The organism is Bacillus cabrialesii (assembly GCF_004124315.2).
Lineage (GTDB): Bacteria > Bacillota > Bacilli > Bacillales > Bacillaceae > Bacillus > Bacillus cabrialesii.
On the sequence record NZ_CP096889.1, the window covers coordinates 1,240,772 to 1,258,952 of the forward strand.

The following is an 18,181-nucleotide window of genomic DNA, read 5'->3' on the forward strand; positions in this document are numbered from 1 at the left end:
TTCCTTCCCCTTTGAATTTGAAAAAGAACAACGAAGGGGACAAGAATATGGTTACATATATCATTCGAAGAACGTTATCTTCGATTCCTATTCTATTGGGAATTACAATTTTGTCTTTCGTTATCATGAAAGCTGCTCCGGGTGATCCGATGACACTTATGATGGACCCTACGATCAGCCAGGCAGACAGGGCGCAGTTTATTGAAAAATACGGCCTCAACGATCCTGAGTACGTTCAATATTTAAAATGGCTCGGCAATATGGTTCAAGGTGATTTCGGCACGTCCATCATCAGAAAAGGGACGCCTGTTTCAGAACTGATTTTAGCACGGCTGCCTAATACACTCCTCTTGATGCTGGTGTCAACGATTTTGGCGCTGATCATTTCCATCCCATTCGGGGTGATTTCTGCAAAAAAACCTTATTCCAAACTGGATTACGGCATTACATTTACTTCATTTATCGGTTTGGCGATCCCGAATTTTTGGTTCGGGCTGATTTTAATCATGGTGTTTGCCGTGAATCTCGGCTGGTTCCCGACCGGGGGAGTCGCAACGCTTAACGCGGATTTTAGTTATTTAGATCGGCTTCATCATTTGCTTTTACCCGCTTTTGTGCTGGCGACAGCTGATATGGCAGGCTTAACGAGATATACAAGATCCAATATGCTTGATGTGCTAAACCAAGACTATATTCGGACTGCCAGATCAAAAGGTTTCAAAGAGAATCGAGTATTGTTTAAGCACGGCTTGCGGAATGCGTTATTGCCTGTTATTACGATCTTCGGTTTAATGATTCCCTCCTTTATCGGCGGAGCGGTTGTCGTAGAGCAGATTTTCACTTGGCCGGGGTTAGGAAAGCTGTTTGTTGATTCGGCATTCCAGCGTGATTATCCGGTTATTATGGCAATGACTGTCATCTCAGCGGTTCTTGTCGTTGTCGGAAACCTCATTGCAGACATCCTTTACGCGATTGTTGATCCGCGGATCGAATATTAAAAGGAGGGAAACAGAGATGTCAGAGCTGCACACAACTCCCTCACCGGAGATCAGGCTGAAAGAAAATATTTCGAAAAAACCAGAGACGATGACCAAGATCTTCTGGGAAAAATTTTCGAAAAACAAACTGGCTATTCTAGGTGCCGTCATTCTTTTTATCATTATTATGTCGGCGATATTCGCTCCTTTCATTGCGCCTTATCCCCAAGAGCAGCAAAGCCTGCTTGATAAATATAAGGCACCGGGCCTTGAACATTTGATGGGGACGGATAAATTCGGACGTGATATTTTCAGTAGGATCTTGTATGGAGCGCGTGTCTCTTTATTGGTTGGTTTTGCCTCTGTAGTCGGTTCGATTTTGATCGGAACGGTTTTAGGGGCGTTAGCGGGATATTTCAGGGGAATCGTAGATGCTGTCATCATGCGTCTGGTCGACATTGTATTATCAATTCCGGATATTTTCTTGCTGATCACGCTGGTCACCATCTTCAAGCCCGGTGTGGACAAACTGATTTTAATTTTCTGTCTCACAGGCTGGACCACGACAGCGAGGTTGGTAAGGGGAGAATTCTTGTCGCTCCGTTCAAGGGAATATGTTCTTGCCGCTAAAACAATTGGAACAAAGACGCACAACATTATTTTTTCTCATATCCTGCCCAATGCGTTAGGGCCGATTATCGTCTCGGCGACGTTGAAAGTGGGATCTGTCATTCTTGCTGAATCTGCGTTAAGCTACTTGGGCTTCGGAATCCAGCCGCCAATCGCAAGCTGGGGAAACATGCTTCAAGACGCACAGAATTTCACGGTAATGATTCAAGCATGGTGGTACCCGTTATTTCCCGGGCTATTTATTTTAATGACTGTTTTATGCTTCAACTTTGTCGGTGATGGCCTGCGGGATGCACTTGATCCGAAAAATATTAAATAAAAATGAAAACATTATTTGTTGTAAAATATAACAAAAACAGAAGAAAAGCAGGTCTCCTTTTGTCAGAAAATATACAAAGAGATCTGCTTTTTGTGATTCTTACATAAACCCAGCAATTCCAGATTTCCTCAATCTCCTTGGAATAATTTCTCTGTCCCTTGCCTATACTGTGGACAACAGTTTTTATAAAAGTGAGGGGTTAGAGATGTTATTTCTTCATGATGTGTGGGTCAATTGGTTTGAAGGGGAAGAAAATGGCTACAATGTATGTCATTTTCATGAATGGCGCAAGGAAGATACGGTTGAGCTTTTGGATCAGGTGCCGCTGTTAAGGGTGCCGTCAGTACTGTTTCATTACATAGAAAACGATCTGTCTGAGCTTCCGAAAGGTTTGCTTGAAGAAGTACATCAGAAATCGTACATTCGAAAAAATCACGAGCGGACAAAGCTTGAGTATTGTTTCGTCGTAACAGACGGAATCGGCATTTTGGCTGTCGACACAATCGGCTACACGATCCCTGTCAGAAAAAGCCGTCTGATCCCAAGACAAGAGCAGCTCGTTTATGAAATGGTAAAAGATGTGGAGCCTGAAACATATGAATTTGAGCCAAAGAAACTGGAATCCTCAAAAGAATATCACATTTTATCATTAGCTCCGGAACACGTCAGAGGACTAACAAGAAAAGAACGGCAAATTAAGCAGCTGATGTTTATGGCGCTTGACCAATTAAAAGGGCTGAAAAACCGCGCTGAAATCGGCTACTGGTACACAGAGTGGAACCCGCATATGTATGAACAAATCAAACGGATGAGCTTTGAAGAGATTTGGGACATGCTGTATAACGAAACAATCGTAGGCTGGTCGGACAAGCATCTGGCTTTTTGCGAAAACCTGATAAAAGGACAGCCCTTTTTCGAAAAGCTATGGGAAATGGAAAACGAATCAAAGGTAAACTGAAAAAAACCGCTCTTTGCAAAGAGCGGTTTTTTGATTAGCGTCTTTTTCGGCCAAGACCCATGGCATTCTCCATTTTTTTCAGCATTTTGTTTGCTGTCCGGTTTGCCCGTTCCGCGCCTTCATCAAGAATCCGGTCTAATTCATCAGATTCTATCAGTTCATGATAGCGGTCCTGGATCGGTTTTAATGCGTTCACCACGACTTCTGCCAAGTCACCTTTAAACTCGCCGTAGCCTTTCCCTTCATATTTTGCTTCAAGCTCTTCAATTGTCGTATTCCCCAAGATTGAATAAATCGTAAGAAGGTTGGAAACGCCCGGTTTGTTTTCTTTGTCAAATTTTACAATGCCCTCAGAATCGGTCACAGCGCTTTTGATTTTCTTTTCAAGCAGCTTTGGTTCATCCAGAAGTGTAATATAAGATTTCTGATTCGGGTCAGATTTGCTCATTTTCTTCAGCGGATCATTCAGAGACATGATGCGTGCGCCTACTTTTGGGATTTTCACTTCCGGAATTGTAAAGATATCGTTATATTTTTTGTTGAAGCGTTCAGCGAGATTCCGCGTCAGCTCAAGGTGCTGCTTTTGATCCTCGCCTACAGGCACAAGATCCGTTCCATACAGCAGAATATCAGCAGCCATCAGCGGCGGGTACGTTAACAGGCCGGAGACGACAGCTTCATTGCCTTTGGATTTGTCTTTAAACTGAGTCATCCGTTCAAGCTCGCCGATATACGCGACACACTGCATCATCCATCCGGCCTGCGCATGCGCGGGAACCTCTGACTGAATAAACAATGTCGCTTTTTCTGGATCAAGTCCGACTGCTAAGTAAAGCGCCGCCAGACTGCGGATATTCTTTCTTAGCTGAAGCCGGTCTTGAGGCACGGTTATCGCATGCTGATCCACGATGCAAAAATAGCTGTTATAATCATGCTGCAGTTCGACAAACTGCTTCATTGCACCGATATAGTTGCCGAGCGTAACGGAGCCGCTTGGCTGAATGCCTGAAAAAATCGTTTGTTTCATCAAAATCAACCTCATTTCTTAAAACATAATAAAAAAGGCTCATTCTTCCCCTGTAAAAAAGGGACGAATGAACCGTGGTACCACCCTGATTATTCCATTAAAATGGAATCACTCTGACGTTTGTAACGGAGTCTGCTCCGGCTGAGCCTACTTTTTCGGTTTCGGTCAGCTGCTCCAAAGTCCATTCCACATTGCCCGTTATCTGCTCCCAGCACCGCAGACTCTCTTCGAACGGGTGAAATGTGTACTACTCTTTTTCATAGCACGCTTTTCTTTTGATTGCTTCATTATAAATCAATTATAACCAATTGTCATCACGAAAAAACATTCTTTTTTTCGGTAACATTGTAATGATATAAATACTAAGGGTGCTGTAAAACCCCTAAATGATAACTGCTATCAGCGGAAAAACAGCTAGATATTATATGTAAAAAGCAATATGGATAAAAAACTCCTAAAATAGTTTTTAATCAATTTATGCTTTAATCGATAGAAGGATATTATGTTCGTGGAAGAAAAACTAACGAAGTTCAAATATTTTAAATTGATAAAATAATATTGCAATAAATTATTTGTTTCATTATAATGAACTTGTTCACTCTATTGTTACAGCTTTTTTACAAAAATAATCAGAAAAGACGGAACAGAATAAAAGTTATGGAAACTCAGGTTCATTTGTCTGATATTTCTGAGGATTTAGCCGTAAGGAGCTGAAAAATTATGATTAGGGGGCTTGCGAATATGAAAAAACGTTGGTCGATTGTCACGTTAATGCTTATTTTCACTCTCGTATTGAGCGCGTGCGGATTTGGCGGCGGATCAAACGGTGAAGGGAAAAAGGACAGCAAAGGAAAGACGACGCTTAACATTAATATTAAAACTGAGCCGTTCTCCTTACATCCGGGATTGGCAAATGATTCAGTATCAGGCGGTGTCATCCGTCAGACTTTTGAAGGATTGACACGCATCAATGCAGATGGTGAGCCAGAAGAAGGCATGGCATCTAAAATTGAAACAAGCAAGGACGGCAAAACATATACATTCACTATTCGTGATGGCGTGAAATGGTCAAACGGCGATCCTGTAACAGCACAAGATTTTGAATATGCTTGGAAATGGGCTCTTGACCCTAATAATGAATCACAATACGCTTACCAGCTCTACTACATAAAAGGTGCTGAAGCGGCGAATACCGGAAAAGGCAGCCTTGATGATGTGGCAGTAAAAGCTGTAAATGACAAAACACTAAAGGTTGAATTAAATAACCCGACTCCGTATTTCACTGAACTGACTGCGTTCTATACGTATATGCCGATCAATAAGAAAATTGCAGAGAAAAATAAAAAGTGGAACACAAATGCCGGAGATGATTATGTATCAAACGGACCGTTCAAAATGACGGCGTGGAAACACAGCGGTTCGATCACTCTTGAAAAGAATGACCAGTATTGGGAGAAAGACAAAGTCAAACTCAAGAAAATCGATATGGTTATGATCAACAATAACAATACTGAACTGAAAAAATTCCAAGCTGGGGAACTTGATTGGGCTGGTTTGCCGCTCGGACAGCTTCCGACAGAATCTCTTCCTACCTTGAAAAAAGACGGTTCTTTACATGTTGAACCGATGGCAGGTGTGTATTGGTACAAATTCAATACTGAAGCGAAGCCTTTTGACAACGTAAATATCCGTAAAGCATTATCGTATGCGATTGACCGTCAATCAATTGTTAAAAACATTACGCAAGGTGAACAAATCCCGGCAATGGCTGCGGTGCCGCCGACAATGAAGGGCTTTGAAGATAACAAAGAAGGCTACTACAAAGACAACGATGTTAAAACGGCAAAAGAATACCTTGAAAAAGGCCTAAAAGAAATGGGCTTAAGCAAGGCATCTGACCTTCCGAAAATCAAATTGTCTTATAACACTGATGATGCACATGCGAAAATCGCTCAAGCCGTACAAGAAATGTGGAAGAAGAATTTAGGCGTGAATGTTGAGCTTGATAACTCAGAATGGAATGTATATATTGATAAGCTTCACAGCCAAGATTATCAAATTGGCCGTATGGGCTGGCTTGGCGACTTCAATGATCCTATTAACTTCCTTGAATTGTTCCGTGACAAAGACGGGGGAAATAACAATACCGGTTGGGAAAATCCTGAATTCAAAAAACTGCTGAATCAGTCACAAACTGAAACAAATCAAACAAAACGCGCAGAGCTCCTGAAAAAAGCAGAAGGTATTTTCATTGATGAAATGCCGGTAGCGCCAATTTATTTTTATACGATCCCTTGGGTGCAAGACGAAAATCTGAAAGGAACCATTCTTACTGGAACTGGAGAAATTTATTTCAGAAACGCGTACTTTCAATAAGTCTTATTTGTAAAAACAATAACCTCAAGGTATATGGGGACCTATTTCCCATATACCTTTCTTACTGAAGGAATATAAAAATGTAAAAACCATGGAGGTGTTCCCCCTTGCTAAAATATATCGGAAGACGCTTAGTCTATATGATTATCACATTATTTGTGATTGTAACTGTGACATTCTTCTTAATGCAGGCAGCACCGGGCGGGCCATTTTCAGGTGAGAAAAAGCTTCCGCCTGAAATTGAAGCAAACTTAAATGCGCATTATGGCTTGGACAAGCCGCTGTTTGTACAATACGTCAGTTATTTAAAATCAGTTGCAATGTGGGATTTTGGACCGTCATTTAAATATAAAGGTCAGAGTGTTAACGACCTGATCAATTCAGGTTTCCCCGTTTCATTCACTCTTGGAGCAGAAGCTATTCTCCTCGCTTTAGCGTTAGGTGTATTGTTTGGGGTCATTGCAGCCCTTTACCATAATAAGTGGCAGGATTATACCGTCGCGATTTTAACAATATTCGGTATTTCAGTTCCGAGCTTTATCATGGCGGCTGTTCTGCAATATGTGTTCTCCATGAAGCTTGGTCTGTTTCCAGTCGCGGGGTGGGAGTCCTGGGCATACACCTTCTTGCCTTCAATCGCACTTGCTTCCATGCCGATGGCGTTTATTGCCAGACTTTCCCGTTCAAGCATGATCGAAGTGTTAAACAGTGATTATATTCGCACAGCGAAAGCAAAAGGGCTGTCCCGTCCGGCGGTTACAGTACGGCACGCCATTCGAAACGCGCTTTTGCCAGTTGTTACATATATGGGCCCGATGGCCGCGCAAGTCTTAACGGGAAGCTTTATTATTGAGTCCATCTTTGGTATTCCAGGGCTTGGCGCACACTTTGTAAATAGTATCACAAACCGTGATTACACAGTCATTATGGGTGTAACGGTGTTCTTCAGTGTTATCTTGCTATTGTGTGTATTAATCGTAGACGTGCTCTACGGCATTATTGATCCAAGAATCAAGCTTTCCAAAGCAAAGAAAGGAGCCTAGGCCATGCAGAACATTCCAAAAAATATGTTTGAACCAGCCGCAGCGAATGCCGGCGATGCAGAAAAAATAAGTAAAAAGAGCCTTTCCCTCTGGAAAGATGCGATGCTTCGCTTCCGCAGCAATAAGCTTGCAATGGTCGGGCTTATCATTATCGTGCTCATTATCCTTATGGCGATTTTTGCGCCGCTGTTCTCAAGGTACGACTATTCAACTACTAATCTCTTAAATGCGGATAAGCCGCCTTCAAAAGATCACTGGTTCGGAACAGACGACCTTGGACGGGATATTTTCGTCCGTACATGGGTAGGTGCGCGAATCTCGATCTTTATCGGTGTCGCGGCCGCAGTTCTTGATTTGCTGATCGGCGTAATCTGGGGAAGTATTTCAGGTTTCCGCGGAGGCAGAACGGATGAAATTATGATGCGTATCGCCGATATCCTTTGGGCAGTTCCTTCATTATTAATGGTCATCTTACTGATGGTCGTTCTTCCGAAAGGGCTCTTTACGATTATTATTGCGATGACAATTACGGGCTGGATTAATATGGCCAGAATCGTACGCGGACAAGTGCTGCAGCTGAAGAATCAGGAGTATGTGCTTGCATCACAGACACTCGGTGCAAAAACATCCCGTCTGTTGTTTAAACATATCGTGCCAAACGCGATGGGTTCCATTTTGGTTACGATGACATTGACAGTGCCGACTGCGATTTTTACAGAAGCCTTTTTAAGCTATTTGGGACTTGGTGTTCCGGCTCCGCTGGCAAGCTGGGGAACGATGGCTTCTGACGGATTGCCTGCATTGACCTATTATCCGTGGCGTTTATTCTTCCCTGCCGGTTTCATCTGCATTACGATGTTTGGTTTTAACGTAGTCGGCGACGGATTAAGAGACGCATTGGATCCTAAGTTACGTAAATAAGGGAGTGATACGGGTGACACGCCTATTAGAAGTAAAAGATTTAGCGATTTCATTTAAAACATATGGCGGAGAGGTTCAGGCGATCCGCGGAGTGAATTTCCATCTGAATAAAGGAGAGACGCTGGCCATCGTTGGAGAATCAGGTTCCGGAAAAAGTGTGACCTCTCAAGCGATTATGAAGCTGATTCCAATGCCTCCGGGCTATTTTAAGCGCGGTGAAATCTTGTTTGACGGCAAGGACCTGGTGCCGTTGTCCGAAAAAGAGATGCAAAATATCCGGGGGAAAGAGATCGGAATGATATTTCAGGATCCGATGACCTCTCTAAATCCTACGATGAAGGTCGGTAAACAAATTACGGAAGTTCTTTTTAAACACGAGAAGATTTCAAAGGAAGCGGCGAAAAAACGCGCCGTTGAGCTGCTGGACTTAGTCGGTATTCCAATGCCGGAAAAGCGGGTCAATCAATTTCCGCATGAATTTTCAGGCGGGATGAGACAGCGGGTTGTCATTGCTATGGCCCTTGCGGCGAATCCGAAGCTTTTGATCGCTGATGAGCCGACAACTGCTCTTGATGTAACGATTCAAGCGCAAATTCTGGAATTGATGAAGGACTTGCAAAAGAAAATTGACACATCCATCATCTTTATCACACACGATCTTGGTGTTGTGGCTAACGTTGCTGACCGGGTCGCTGTCATGTACGCGGGACAAATCGTGGAAACAGGTACGGTAGACGAGATTTTCTACGATCCGAGACATCCGTATACTTGGGGGCTGCTTGCATCCATGCCGACACTGGAAAGCTCAGGAGAGGAACAGCTGACTGCAATCCCTGGAACGCCGCCTGATTTGACAAACCCGCCAAAAGGAGATGCTTTTGCGCTGCGGAGCTCTTACGCGATGAAAATCGATTTTGAACAGGAGCCGCCAATGTTTAAGGTATCCGATACCCATTATGTCAAATCGTGGCTGCTTCATCCCGACGCGCCAAAGGTAGAGCCGCCTGAAGCGGTAAAAGCGAAAATGCGCAAACTGGCAAATACGTATGAAAAACCTGTCTTAGTGAGAGAAGGTGAATGAATTGACTGAGAAACTATTAGAAATCAAACATTTAAAACAGCACTTTGTCACGCCGAGAGGAACGGTTAAGGCTGTAGACGATTTGTCATTTGATATCTATAGAGGTGAAACATTAGGGCTGGTTGGTGAATCTGGCTGCGGTAAATCGACAACAGGCCGAAGCATTATTCGGCTGTACGAAGCGACCGATGGTGAGGTGCTGTTCAACGGCGAAAATGTGCACGGGAAAAAATCGCGGAAAAAGCTGCTGGAATTTAACCGCAAAATGCAGATGATTTTCCAAGACCCATACGCATCTTTGAATCCGAGAATGACAGTTGCTGATATTATTGCTGAGGGCCTTGATATTCATAAACTGGCGAAAACGAAAAAAGAGCGGATGCAGCGGGTTCATGAGTTATTGGAAACAGTCGGTTTAAACAAGGAACACGCGAACCGCTACCCGCATGAATTTTCTGGCGGCCAGCGCCAAAGAATCGGGATTGCCAGAGCTCTGGCTGTTGATCCGGAATTCATTATCGCTGATGAGCCGATTTCTGCTTTGGATGTATCCATTCAAGCGCAGGTCGTAAATTTAATGAAAGAACTGCAAAAAGAAAAAGGGCTCACATACCTGTTTATCGCCCACGATTTATCGATGGTCAAATACATCAGTGACCGTATCGGAGTGATGTATTTCGGGAAACTGGTCGAGCTCGCGCCGGCAGATGAACTTTATGAAAACCCGCTTCACCCATATACAAAGTCATTGCTTTCAGCGATTCCGCTTCCTGATCCGGACTATGAGAGAAATCGCGTCCGCGAGAAATATGATCCGTCCGTCCATCAATTGCAAGATGGGGAAACGATGGAATTCCGTGAAGTCAAACCGGGACATTTCGTGATGTGCACGGAAGCGGAATTTAAAGCTTATTCTTAAATCAAAAAATTCTTCAAGAGATTTCTCTTGAAGAATTTTTTTGCGCAATCATAGATAGTGAGAGTGATAACATTTACAATTAGAGGAAAAAAGCGGAGGCGAAATACAATTCAATTTCTGCATAACAAAAATGTTTTTGCGCTGCTGCTGTCTCAATCTCTTCAATCTTTAGCAGGAGTTCTTGTCACAATCGTTTTAATGGTCCGGGTCTATCAAATGACAGACTCCGTCTTTTTGGCGGGTCTTGTTTTATCGTTCATGTCGTTTGCGAGTATAGCGGCAAGCTTTTGCATCTCACCGGTGCTTCGCAATCTCGGTTTTAAAAAGGTGCTTGCATTTGCAAATCTGCTGAGGGCGGTCTTTACAATATTAATGGCATACAGCGTCAGTCACAACGGTCAGGTTTACTTTTGGGTAACGCTGCTGTTTGTCTTCTGTTTTTCCTTCGCGGGCGCCTTTTTTCAGCCGGCGAGATTCGCGCTGCTGCCGATTATTGTTCCAAAAGAGCAATATGTGAAAGCGAATGGGGTGATCTCCCTCTCGAATCAATTGTTTTTAACAGCAGGCTGGGGCCTTGGAGGCATTTTGACGTATGCCGTGCCTTTTGAACTCGTTGTCGGTGCAGCCATTTGCCTGTTTGTTCTTTCAGGAACTTCCATCAGTGTGCTTCTTGTAAATGAAAAAGAGACTGAAGGAACAGTTGAAACTGCATCTGCCAGAAGTATATGGAAGGATTTAATGATCATCCCGGTTGTAAGAGACATTACTGTAATGGACATGATAGAAGCTCTGGCGGGTTCTGTTTGGTCATCAGCGATTCTTCTCGCATTTACTGCGGCTGTTTTGCGCGAATCAGAGGTGTGGTGGGGGATGTTTAACGCTTCTTATTTTATAGGTGCAATTGTCGGCAGTGTGATTGCCATTCGTTTTTCAGCTTTTTTTGAGCAAAACATGGGTTATGCGATTGTGTTCAGCTCGCTTGTGATGTCAGCGCTGACTCTTTTGTTCTCATTTTCTCCAATCCCGTTTTTATGCGCCCTGGCTTGTGCTGCAATGGGGCCTTTTTATCAGGTGCGCGATATTTGCCAGGAAACCATGCTGCAGGAGGTCATTCCCGAGCAGATGCGTATCGGGATCATGGCTGCAAAAAATGCGATGTTGGCTCCTTGGTCAGGCATCACTTACTCCATTATGGGGATCGTGGCTGATGCGGCTGGTGCGAAAACAGCTTTTCTCGCGGCTGCTGCATTATACGGCATGACATTTCTTATTGCACTGGCGCAGCCTCGGCTGCTTCATTATAAGCGGGAAAACCGCGTTCAATGAGAGTATTTACATAAACGTCAAAATGAACGGAGCATCTGGCTCCGTTTTTTGCTGAAAAAAAATGAAACCATGGCGGAAGTTCGTACGTCTTTATAGATGTAAAGCTGTTTAAACAAGAAGAAATGGGGTATATCTAAAAGTATGAAGACAATGAACTCATAAGGAGCAAATCAATGAACTGGTATGAAAAGCTTAGCGAGTACTTTCCAATTGAAGAAATGAAATCAAAAGCGCATATGGAAGCTCTTCTGAAAGAGCGTAGCGATATTTATCATAAAGATGAAGGCAAACATCATATTTTAATGTTTGCGGAATTCGATTCTTTTATCTTCGTCGATTATCTGTATGTGTCTAAGGATGCAAGAGGGCAGGGGCTTGGCGGCAAATTAATTGCGAAGCTGAAAAAGAAAAATAAGCCGATATTGCTCGAGGTGGAGCCTGTGGATGAAGATGATACTGATACAGAGAAACGCCTGAGATTTTATCAAAGAGAGCATTTCAAGCATGCTCAGTCAATTGGGTACCGGCGCCGGTCATTGGCTACGAATGAAGTAAACAAGATGGAGATTCTGTACTGGTCACCGAGAACAGAATCAGAAGAAGAAATTCTTGAGGCCATGAAGCAGACATATGAAAACATTCATACTTATAAAGATGAGAAATGGTACGGGGAATCGTACGAAAAAACAGATGAGGTCTTGAAAATCATTGATGAAGAAAAACAAAAAAATATTTTCGATCAGTTAAGCTAATTGAGAATTAGAACAGATCATTTAAATTAAAAATTTGCTGGATTGACACATTTTTTTCTTAGGATACTGTTCACACTTACTTTTTTATAGTATAATACCTATAAAGATTCCTTTTTTAGAGTAATTTCAATTTAAGAATAAAATAGATGTTCATCCTACTAATTAGAGGAGTGAAGATGAATGGTTACACTATACACATCACCAAGCTGTACTTCATGCAGAAAGGCGAGAGCGTGGCTCGAGGAGCACGAAATTCCGTTTGAAGAAAGAAACATTTTCTCTGAACCTTTATCAATTGATGAAATAAAACAGATTCTTCGAATGACTGAGGACGGAACAGATGAAATCATCTCAACTCGTTCAAAAGTATTCCAAAAACTGAATGTGAACGTTGAATCTATGCCGCTGCAAGATTTGTACCGCTTGATCAACGAGCACCCAGGTTTGCTTCGCCGTCCGATCATCATCGACGAAAAACGTTTGCAGGTCGGATACAACGAAGACGAAATCAGACGTTTCCTGCCAAGAAAAGTCCGCTCTTTCCAATTAAGAGAAGCACAGCGTTTGGCAAACTAATAGATCGTATTATCAAAAGAAGGCTGAGTCACAGCCTTCTTTTATTTCTTTTCAACCTGCTGATAATAAATACTCGCAAGGATGACAAACGCAACCGTTAAAATGGGGAGGAGCGTTTCGACTATGTTGTGCTCCGCCATAAAAAAAGACAGCTTTTTGTCCCTGACAATCATTTCTCCGCCTGTATAAGCAAGCAGGCCGCTTCCTGCATAAATCAGCAGCGGTATTTTCTCAAGTGCGATGTGGATGAGTTTGCTGCCCCAAATAATAACCGGCACAGATACACACAAACCTATGATCACGAGCGAAAACTCACCGTGTGAAGCTCCAGCAACTGCGATGACGTTATCCAGTGACATAAAGAGGTCTGCAAGCACAATCGTTCGTATCGCTCTCCATAAGGAGGTGCTGCTTTTGATGTGCTGCGTGTCTTTTTTTTCAATCAGCAGCTGATATCCTAAATACAGCAGGAATATTCCGCCGGCGCATTGCAAGAACGGAATGTTCAAAAGATATACCGCTGCGCTTGTTAATCCGATTCTCATGGCAACGGCGATAAATGTTCCGAAAACAATGGCTTGCTGTCTTTGCTTGTCCGGCAAATTTCTGCTGGCCATGGCAATGACGACCGCATTATCTCCGCCGAGGATCAAGTCGATCCCAACAATAACAAGCAGAGAAATCAGATAGTCATGCTCCATGAAATCGACACCTCGCTTTTGTTCCATCGCTTGTACTACTACTATATGAGACAGGTCGTATTTTATGATATGAGCCGCAGATCTGCCGTTTTTTGGGCGAAGGTGCATTTTTATTTCTTTTGTGACTGTTTTATCATAAAATAGAAATACAAAGGAATTCACACTGGCCTTGCAACAAGGTTAAGATGTGGACGGAATGGGTAAAGTGTAGTAAAGTACAATTAATCGGGAGCTTAGATGTCCCTTCAACATCTTATATAGAAGGGAAGGTTGGCAAATGGAAATTGAAAGAATTAACGAGCATACAGTAAAATTTTATATGTCTTACGGAGATATTGAAGATCGCGGTTTTGACAGAGAAGAAATTTGGTATAACCGTGAGCGCAGTGAAGAACTTTTCTGGGAAGTCATGGATGAAGTTCATGAAGAAGAGGAATTTGCTGTGGAAGGCCCTCTTTGGATTCAAGTTCAGGCACTGGACAAAGGATTAGAAATCATCGTCACAAAAGCCCAGCTTTCCAAAGACGGACAAAAGCTCGAACTGCCGATTCCTGAGGATAAAAAGCAAGAACCAGCATCTGAGGATCTTGACGCCTTGCTGGATGATTTCCAGAAAGAAGAGCAAGCCGTCAATCAGGAAGAGAAGGAGCAAAAGCTTCAATTTGTCTTGCGGTTTGGCGATTTTGAGGATGTTATTTCTCTATCTAAATTGAACGTTAACGGAAGCAAAACGACTTTATATTCGTTTGAGAACCGATATTATTTATATGTAGATTTTGGCAATATGACTGATGAAGAGGTTGAAAATCAGCTAAGCATCCTGTTGGAGTACGCAAATGAATCCTCAATCAGCATACACCGTCTTGAAGAATACGGCAAGCTGATTATTTCAGAGCATGCTCTAGAAACGATAAAAAAACACTTTGCATCATAACAAACCGATTTCTTTCCGGAAATCGGTTTTTTTATGCGTTGAATTGCTATTTTTGAGACATGAAATGAAAAACATACATACATGTGGAAAATACAGCGCGCAGGAGTTCATCAATTTTTACAGAAAGTATACTTCAACTGGAAAGGAGAGATGACAAGTGTTTAGTGCTGTGACTGAAGACGGCCAAATGTTTCACCTTCTAGGCGCTCAGCAAAGCCGGAAATTAAAACAGAGACGATTCTTCTGCCCAGTGTGCGGAGGTGAGCTTGCTGTGAAGCTGGGACTTCAAAAAGCGCCGCACTTCGCCCATAGACAGAACAAATCCTGTTCGATAGACATAGAACCGGAAAGCGCCTACCACTTAGAAGGAAAAAGACAGCTGTATGTATGGCTGAAAACGCAACAGGCTTCTCCAGTATTGGAACCGTATATCAAGAACATTAATCAAAGACCGGATATCATGGCAAAGATCAAGGAACGAATGCTTGCTGTTGAGTATCAATGTGCCACTATCGCTCCAAAAGTCTTTCACAAGCGGACAGCGGGATTCAAACAGGAAGGGATCATCCCGCAGTGGATTATGGGACACAGCCGCTTAAAACGCACTGCTCCATCCTTTTATCAGCTTTCTGCTTTCCATTGGCAGTTTATTTATGCCCATCCTCGCCGCGAGCTTTTATCCTATTGCCCGGAAACACGTTTTTTTCTCAGGCTCAGCTCTATTATTCCGTTTTACACGAACAATTCTTTTTGCTCCATACAAGCGATCCCAATCCACCAGGCCTCTGCAGAAAATCTCTTTTTTACTGAACCTAAGCCCTCATTGCGTTATGACAACTGGACGAAAGCGATTCACCGTTTTCGCCATAAACCCCATCGGTTCATCTCCAAGGAAACAAATCGCCTCAGACTGCTGTTTTATGAGAAGCGGCGGACGTCCCTTTCGTTTCTTCCGACTGAAGTATTTATTCCTGTGATAAAAGGAGCTGTTTTTAAGAGTCCGGTTTTTGTGTGGCAGGGGTTTCTATATCTGTTTATTACTGATCTTGGATATAAACGCGCGCCAATTCGCTTTTCAGCCGTCTTACAGCAGTGCAAATTGCACATTCGCAAAAAAAATATTTTGCTCAGATATGAATGCGGTGAGGAGTGTCTTTCTGAAGCGGTGAAACAGTACATTGATTTTCTGTGCAAGAAGGGATTTTTAAGGGAAACTCAGAAAGAAGTATATGTGCTGAGTCAGCCTGCAGAGAACGTACGCTCATTACAGGATCTCATAGAAAGAGACCGCAGCTGTTTTATAGAATGAGTTTGTCTCATTTGGCTCACCCTAAGACAAAGGTGGTGGGCTGGCTTTGAGAGGCGCAAAAGGAAAGGTTTTTCGTGTTTTTACTGCTTTTTTGGCATTCGTTCTCTTCATTACTGCATATGATTTGACAAAAGGCAGTGAAAAACCGGAAGATATTCACAACACAAGTTTATTGAGAAACAGCGGTTTTTTCAATTGGCTTGAATCAAAGAAAACGAGGGGGATCACCATGGCTGAGGAAAAAAAAGCAAACCAACTGCCTGAAAGAAGTGAGGTAAAGGCAGAAGACACATGGAGACTTGAGGATATTTTTCCTAATGATGAGGCCTGGAATAAAGAATTTCAAGCTGTAAAAGAATTAATTCCGAATTTATCTAAGTATAAAGGAAAGCTGGCCGATTCAGCCGATCATTTATACGAGGCTCTTACGTATCAAGATAAAGTGATGGAGCGGCTGGGCAGGCTGTACACATATGCGCATATGCGCTCTGACCAAGATACCGGGAACTCCTTTTATCAGGGGCTGAATGACAAGGCGGGAAACCTGTATACACAGGCCGCAAGCGCGACAGCTTATTTGGTTCCGGAAATCTTATCCATAGAAGAAGACAAACTGCAGCAGTTTATTCTTGAAAAAGAAGAACTGAAACTGTACTCCCATGCGATTGAGGAAATTACAAAGGAACGCCCGCATGTACTAAGCGAGAAGGAAGAGGCGCTGCTTGCCGAAGCTTCTGATGTGCTGGGCTCATCTTCAAATACCTTCAGCGTGTTAAATAATGCCGAGATCACATTCCCGTCCATTAAAGATGAAGAGGGGAATGAAAAACAGATCACTCACGGGAACTTTATAAATTTCCTAGAAAGTGAAAACCGTGAAGTCCGCAAAAATGCCTTTGACGCAGTATATAAAACATACGGTCAATATAAAAACACAATGGCAACCACTCTAAGCGGCACTGTGAAAAAGGACAACTTCTACGCGAGAGTGAAAAAATACAAGTCAGCGCGTGAAGCTGCGCTTTCTAACAACAGTATTCCTGAGGAAGTATACGACAACCTCGTCAAAACGATTAATAAGCATTTGCCGCTCCTGCACCGCTATATCGCGTTGAGAAAGAAAGTGCTTGAGCTTGATGAGGTGCATATCTATGATCTGTATACACCGCTTGTAAAGGATGCGGGAATGAAGGTCACGTACGAGGAAGCCAAAGATTACATGCTGAAAGGTCTTGCGCCTTTAGGAGAAGAATACGCCTCCATCTTAAAAGAAGGGCTGGAAAACCGTTGGGTCGACGTTTATGAAAATAAAGGAAAACGCAATGGCGCTTATTCATCGGGATCTTACGGCACGAATCCGTATATTTTGATGAACTGGCATGATAACGTCAATAATCTCTTTACGCTCGTACACGAGTTTGGCCATTCCGTTCACAGCTACTATACGAGAAAGCACCAGCCGTATCCATACGGCAATTACAGCATCTTTGTCGCGGAAGTCGCGTCTACGACAAACGAAGCACTCCTTGGTGAATATCTGCTGAACAATTTAGATGATGAAAAACAGCGCTTATATATTCTCAACCATATGCTTGAGGGCTTCAGAGGAACTGTTTTCAGACAAACGATGTTTGCTGAATTTGAACATCTCATCCATACAAAGGCGCAAGAAGGGGAGCCGCTCACACCTGAGCTTCTGACAAATGTCTACTACGATCTGAATAAAAAGTATTTCGGAGACGGCATGGTAATTGACAAGGAAATCGGCCTTGAATGGTCACGGATTCCGCACTTCTATTACAATTACTATGTGTATCAGTATGCGACAGGGTACAGTGCTGCCCAAGCATTAAGCAGCCAGATTTTGAAAGAAGGAAAGCCGGCGGTTGACCGTTATATTGACTTCCTGAAAGCGGGAAGCTCACAATATCCGATTGATGTCCTGAAAAAAGCGGGCGTTGATATGACCTCTCCAGAGCCGATCGAAGCTGCATGCAAAATGTTTGAAGAAAAACTCGATGAAATGGAAGAACTGCTGATGAAAGTCAAGCAGTCCTAAAAAAGAAAGCCTGTGCAGAAATGGCCGCACAGGCTTTTTTAAAACCCTTTAAAGGTTTTCCGGTGGTTCAGCCGGTAGAGGGTAAACAAAATAGACAGAAACAGCAGAGGAGAGGTAATATAAAGCGGCAGCATATGCATCATGCCTAATATATTCAAACAGAAAAAAACGGCAATACACACAATTGAGATGACCGTATACATCATGGCGTTCCTCCTCGTCCTTTTTCCTTATTAGAATATGAGTGAATGCACTTCGTTATGTTTTGTGACA

At 42.9% G+C, this 18,181-nt stretch carries 18 protein-coding genes and 1 other annotated feature; of the genes, 15 read left to right on the forward strand and 3 right to left on the reverse strand.

Annotation, left to right across the window (positions count from 1 at the left end; translation table 11 throughout):
* The first annotated feature begins 47 nt into the window (after window positions 1-47).
* The 3 genes from EFK13_RS06365 (at window position 48) to EFK13_RS06375 (ending at window position 2,884) form a co-directional block, all read left to right on the forward strand.
* The gene (locus EFK13_RS06365; protein ID WP_129506085.1) at window positions 48-998 is read left to right on the forward strand and encodes an ABC transporter permease; all 951 of its coding nucleotides are present in this window, start codon (window positions 48-50) and stop codon (window positions 996-998) included.
* A gap of 16 nt (window positions 999-1,014) precedes the next feature.
* On the forward strand, window positions 1,015-1,926 hold the full coding sequence (gene appC, locus EFK13_RS06370; protein WP_129506084.1) for an oligopeptide ABC transporter permease AppC: 912 nt from the start codon (window positions 1,015-1,017) through the stop codon (window positions 1,924-1,926).
* 205 nt (window positions 1,927-2,131) lie between these two features.
* Window positions 2,132-2,884, forward strand: a complete 753-nt coding sequence (locus EFK13_RS06375; protein WP_129506083.1) for a YjbA family protein — start codon at window positions 2,132-2,134, stop codon at window positions 2,882-2,884.
* Between the two features lie 34 nt (window positions 2,885-2,918).
* On the opposite strand, the gene trpS is transcribed toward EFK13_RS06375, so the two are convergent.
* Window positions 2,919-3,911 (reverse strand): tryptophan--tRNA ligase, encoded by a 993-nt coding sequence (gene trpS, locus EFK13_RS06380; protein WP_119997206.1) that lies wholly within the window; start codon window positions 3,909-3,911, stop codon window positions 2,919-2,921.
* 56 nt (window positions 3,912-3,967) lie between these two features.
* Window positions 3,968-4,181, reverse strand: a binding site (T-box leader).
* Window positions 4,182-4,652: 471 nt separating this feature from the next.
* On the opposite strand from trpS, the gene oppA reads away from it, so the two are divergent.
* The 8 genes from oppA (at window position 4,653) to spx (ending at window position 12,905) form a co-directional block, all read left to right on the forward strand.
* Window positions 4,653-6,287, forward strand: a complete 1,635-nt coding sequence (gene oppA, locus EFK13_RS06385; protein WP_129506082.1) for an oligopeptide ABC transporter substrate-binding protein OppA — start codon at window positions 4,653-4,655, stop codon at window positions 6,285-6,287.
* A 107-nt stretch (window positions 6,288-6,394) separates the two neighbouring features.
* Window positions 6,395-7,330, forward strand: coding sequence for an oligopeptide ABC transporter permease OppB (gene oppB, locus EFK13_RS06390; RefSeq protein ID WP_129506081.1), 936 nt, complete (start codon window positions 6,395-6,397; stop codon window positions 7,328-7,330).
* A gap of 3 nt (window positions 7,331-7,333) precedes the next feature.
* Window positions 7,334-8,251, forward strand: a complete 918-nt coding sequence (gene oppC / locus EFK13_RS06395) for an oligopeptide ABC transporter permease OppC (protein ID WP_129506080.1) — start codon at window positions 7,334-7,336, stop codon at window positions 8,249-8,251.
* Window positions 8,252-8,255: 4 nt separating this feature from the next.
* Window positions 8,256-9,332: an oligopeptide ABC transporter ATP-binding protein OppD gene (gene oppD / locus EFK13_RS06400; protein ID WP_075745346.1), complete on the forward strand. Its 1,077-nt coding sequence runs from the start codon at window positions 8,256-8,258 to the stop codon at window positions 9,330-9,332.
* Between the two features lies 1 nt (window position 9,333).
* Window positions 9,334-10,251 (forward strand): oligopeptide ABC transporter ATP-binding protein OppF, encoded by a 918-nt coding sequence (oppF, locus tag EFK13_RS06405; protein ID WP_129506079.1) that lies wholly within the window; start codon window positions 9,334-9,336, stop codon window positions 10,249-10,251.
* 108 nt (window positions 10,252-10,359) lie between these two features.
* On the forward strand, window positions 10,360-11,577 hold the full coding sequence (locus tag EFK13_RS06410) for an MFS transporter (protein ID WP_129506169.1): 1,218 nt from the start codon (window positions 10,360-10,362) through the stop codon (window positions 11,575-11,577).
* A 173-nt stretch (window positions 11,578-11,750) separates the two neighbouring features.
* A complete protein-coding gene (locus EFK13_RS06415; RefSeq protein ID WP_129506078.1) occupies window positions 11,751-12,329 on the forward strand; it encodes a GNAT family N-acetyltransferase in 579 nt (192 codons plus the stop codon).
* Window positions 12,330-12,509: 180 nt separating this feature from the next.
* On the forward strand, window positions 12,510-12,905 hold the full coding sequence (spx, locus tag EFK13_RS06420) for a transcriptional regulator Spx (RefSeq protein WP_003224599.1): 396 nt from the start codon (window positions 12,510-12,512) through the stop codon (window positions 12,903-12,905).
* Between the two features lie 41 nt (window positions 12,906-12,946).
* On the opposite strand, the gene EFK13_RS06425 is transcribed toward spx, so the two are convergent.
* On the reverse strand, window positions 12,947-13,606 hold the full coding sequence (locus tag EFK13_RS06425; RefSeq protein WP_129506168.1) for a TerC family protein: 660 nt from the start codon (window positions 13,604-13,606) through the stop codon (window positions 12,947-12,949).
* 185 nt (window positions 13,607-13,791) lie between these two features.
* Between EFK13_RS06425 and EFK13_RS06430 the strand changes: the two genes are divergently transcribed.
* The 4 genes from EFK13_RS06430 (at window position 13,792) to pepF (ending at window position 17,908) form a co-directional block, all read left to right on the forward strand.
* Window positions 13,792-13,917: a hypothetical protein gene (locus EFK13_RS06430; RefSeq protein WP_119913679.1), complete on the forward strand. Its 126-nt coding sequence runs from the start codon at window positions 13,792-13,794 to the stop codon at window positions 13,915-13,917.
* The gene (mecA, locus tag EFK13_RS06435; protein WP_014113374.1) at window positions 13,884-14,540 is read left to right on the forward strand and encodes an adaptor protein MecA; all 657 of its coding nucleotides are present in this window, start codon (window positions 13,884-13,886) and stop codon (window positions 14,538-14,540) included. Before EFK13_RS06430 ends, mecA begins: the two co-directional genes overlap by 34 nt.
* 157 nt (window positions 14,541-14,697) lie before the next feature.
* Window positions 14,698-15,849 carry a competence protein CoiA family protein gene (locus tag EFK13_RS06440; RefSeq protein ID WP_129506077.1) on the forward strand — a complete coding sequence of 384 codons (1,152 nt, stop codon included), beginning with the start codon at window positions 14,698-14,700 and terminating at the stop codon, window positions 15,847-15,849.
* Window positions 15,850-16,078: 229 nt separating this feature from the next.
* On the forward strand, window positions 16,079-17,908 hold the full coding sequence (gene pepF, locus EFK13_RS06445; RefSeq protein WP_167470872.1) for an oligoendopeptidase F: 1,830 nt from the start codon (window positions 16,079-16,081) through the stop codon (window positions 17,906-17,908).
* 38 nt (window positions 17,909-17,946) lie between these two features.
* On the opposite strand, the gene EFK13_RS06450 is transcribed toward pepF, so the two are convergent.
* On the reverse strand, window positions 17,947-18,114 hold the full coding sequence (locus EFK13_RS06450) for a hypothetical protein (RefSeq protein WP_019713977.1): 168 nt from the start codon (window positions 18,112-18,114) through the stop codon (window positions 17,947-17,949).
* Window positions 18,115-18,181: the final 67 nt, after the last annotated feature.

Bases quoted from the DNA above. Each gene is read 5' to 3' on its own strand.
- trpS (WP_119997206.1), bottom strand. From the start codon at position 3,911: ATGAAACAAACGATTTTTTCAGGCATTCAGCCAAGCGGCTCCGTTACG.
- EFK13_RS06450 (WP_019713977.1), bottom strand. From the start codon at position 18,114: ATGATGTATACGGTCATCTCAATTGTGTGTATTGCCGTTTTTTTCTGT.
- pepF (WP_167470872.1), top strand. From the start codon at position 16,079: ATGGCTGAGGAAAAAAAAGCAAACCAACTGCCTGAAAGAAGTGAGGTA.
- appC (WP_129506084.1), top strand. From the start codon at position 1,015: ATGTCAGAGCTGCACACAACTCCCTCACCGGAGATCAGGCTGAAAGAA.
- EFK13_RS06425 (WP_129506168.1), bottom strand. From the start codon at position 13,606: ATGGAGCATGACTATCTGATTTCTCTGCTTGTTATTGTTGGGATCGAC.
- EFK13_RS06365 (WP_129506085.1), top strand. From the start codon at position 48: ATGGTTACATATATCATTCGAAGAACGTTATCTTCGATTCCTATTCTA.
- spx (WP_003224599.1), top strand. From the start codon at position 12,510: ATGGTTACACTATACACATCACCAAGCTGTACTTCATGCAGAAAGGCG.
- mecA (WP_014113374.1), top strand. From the start codon at position 13,884: ATGGAAATTGAAAGAATTAACGAGCATACAGTAAAATTTTATATGTCT.
- EFK13_RS06430 (WP_119913679.1), top strand. From the start codon at position 13,792: ATGTGGACGGAATGGGTAAAGTGTAGTAAAGTACAATTAATCGGGAGC.
- EFK13_RS06415 (WP_129506078.1), top strand. From the start codon at position 11,751: ATGAACTGGTATGAAAAGCTTAGCGAGTACTTTCCAATTGAAGAAATG.
- oppA (WP_129506082.1), top strand. From the start codon at position 4,653: ATGAAAAAACGTTGGTCGATTGTCACGTTAATGCTTATTTTCACTCTC.
- EFK13_RS06375 (WP_129506083.1), top strand. From the start codon at position 2,132: ATGTTATTTCTTCATGATGTGTGGGTCAATTGGTTTGAAGGGGAAGAA.
- oppC (WP_129506080.1), top strand. From the start codon at position 7,334: ATGCAGAACATTCCAAAAAATATGTTTGAACCAGCCGCAGCGAATGCC.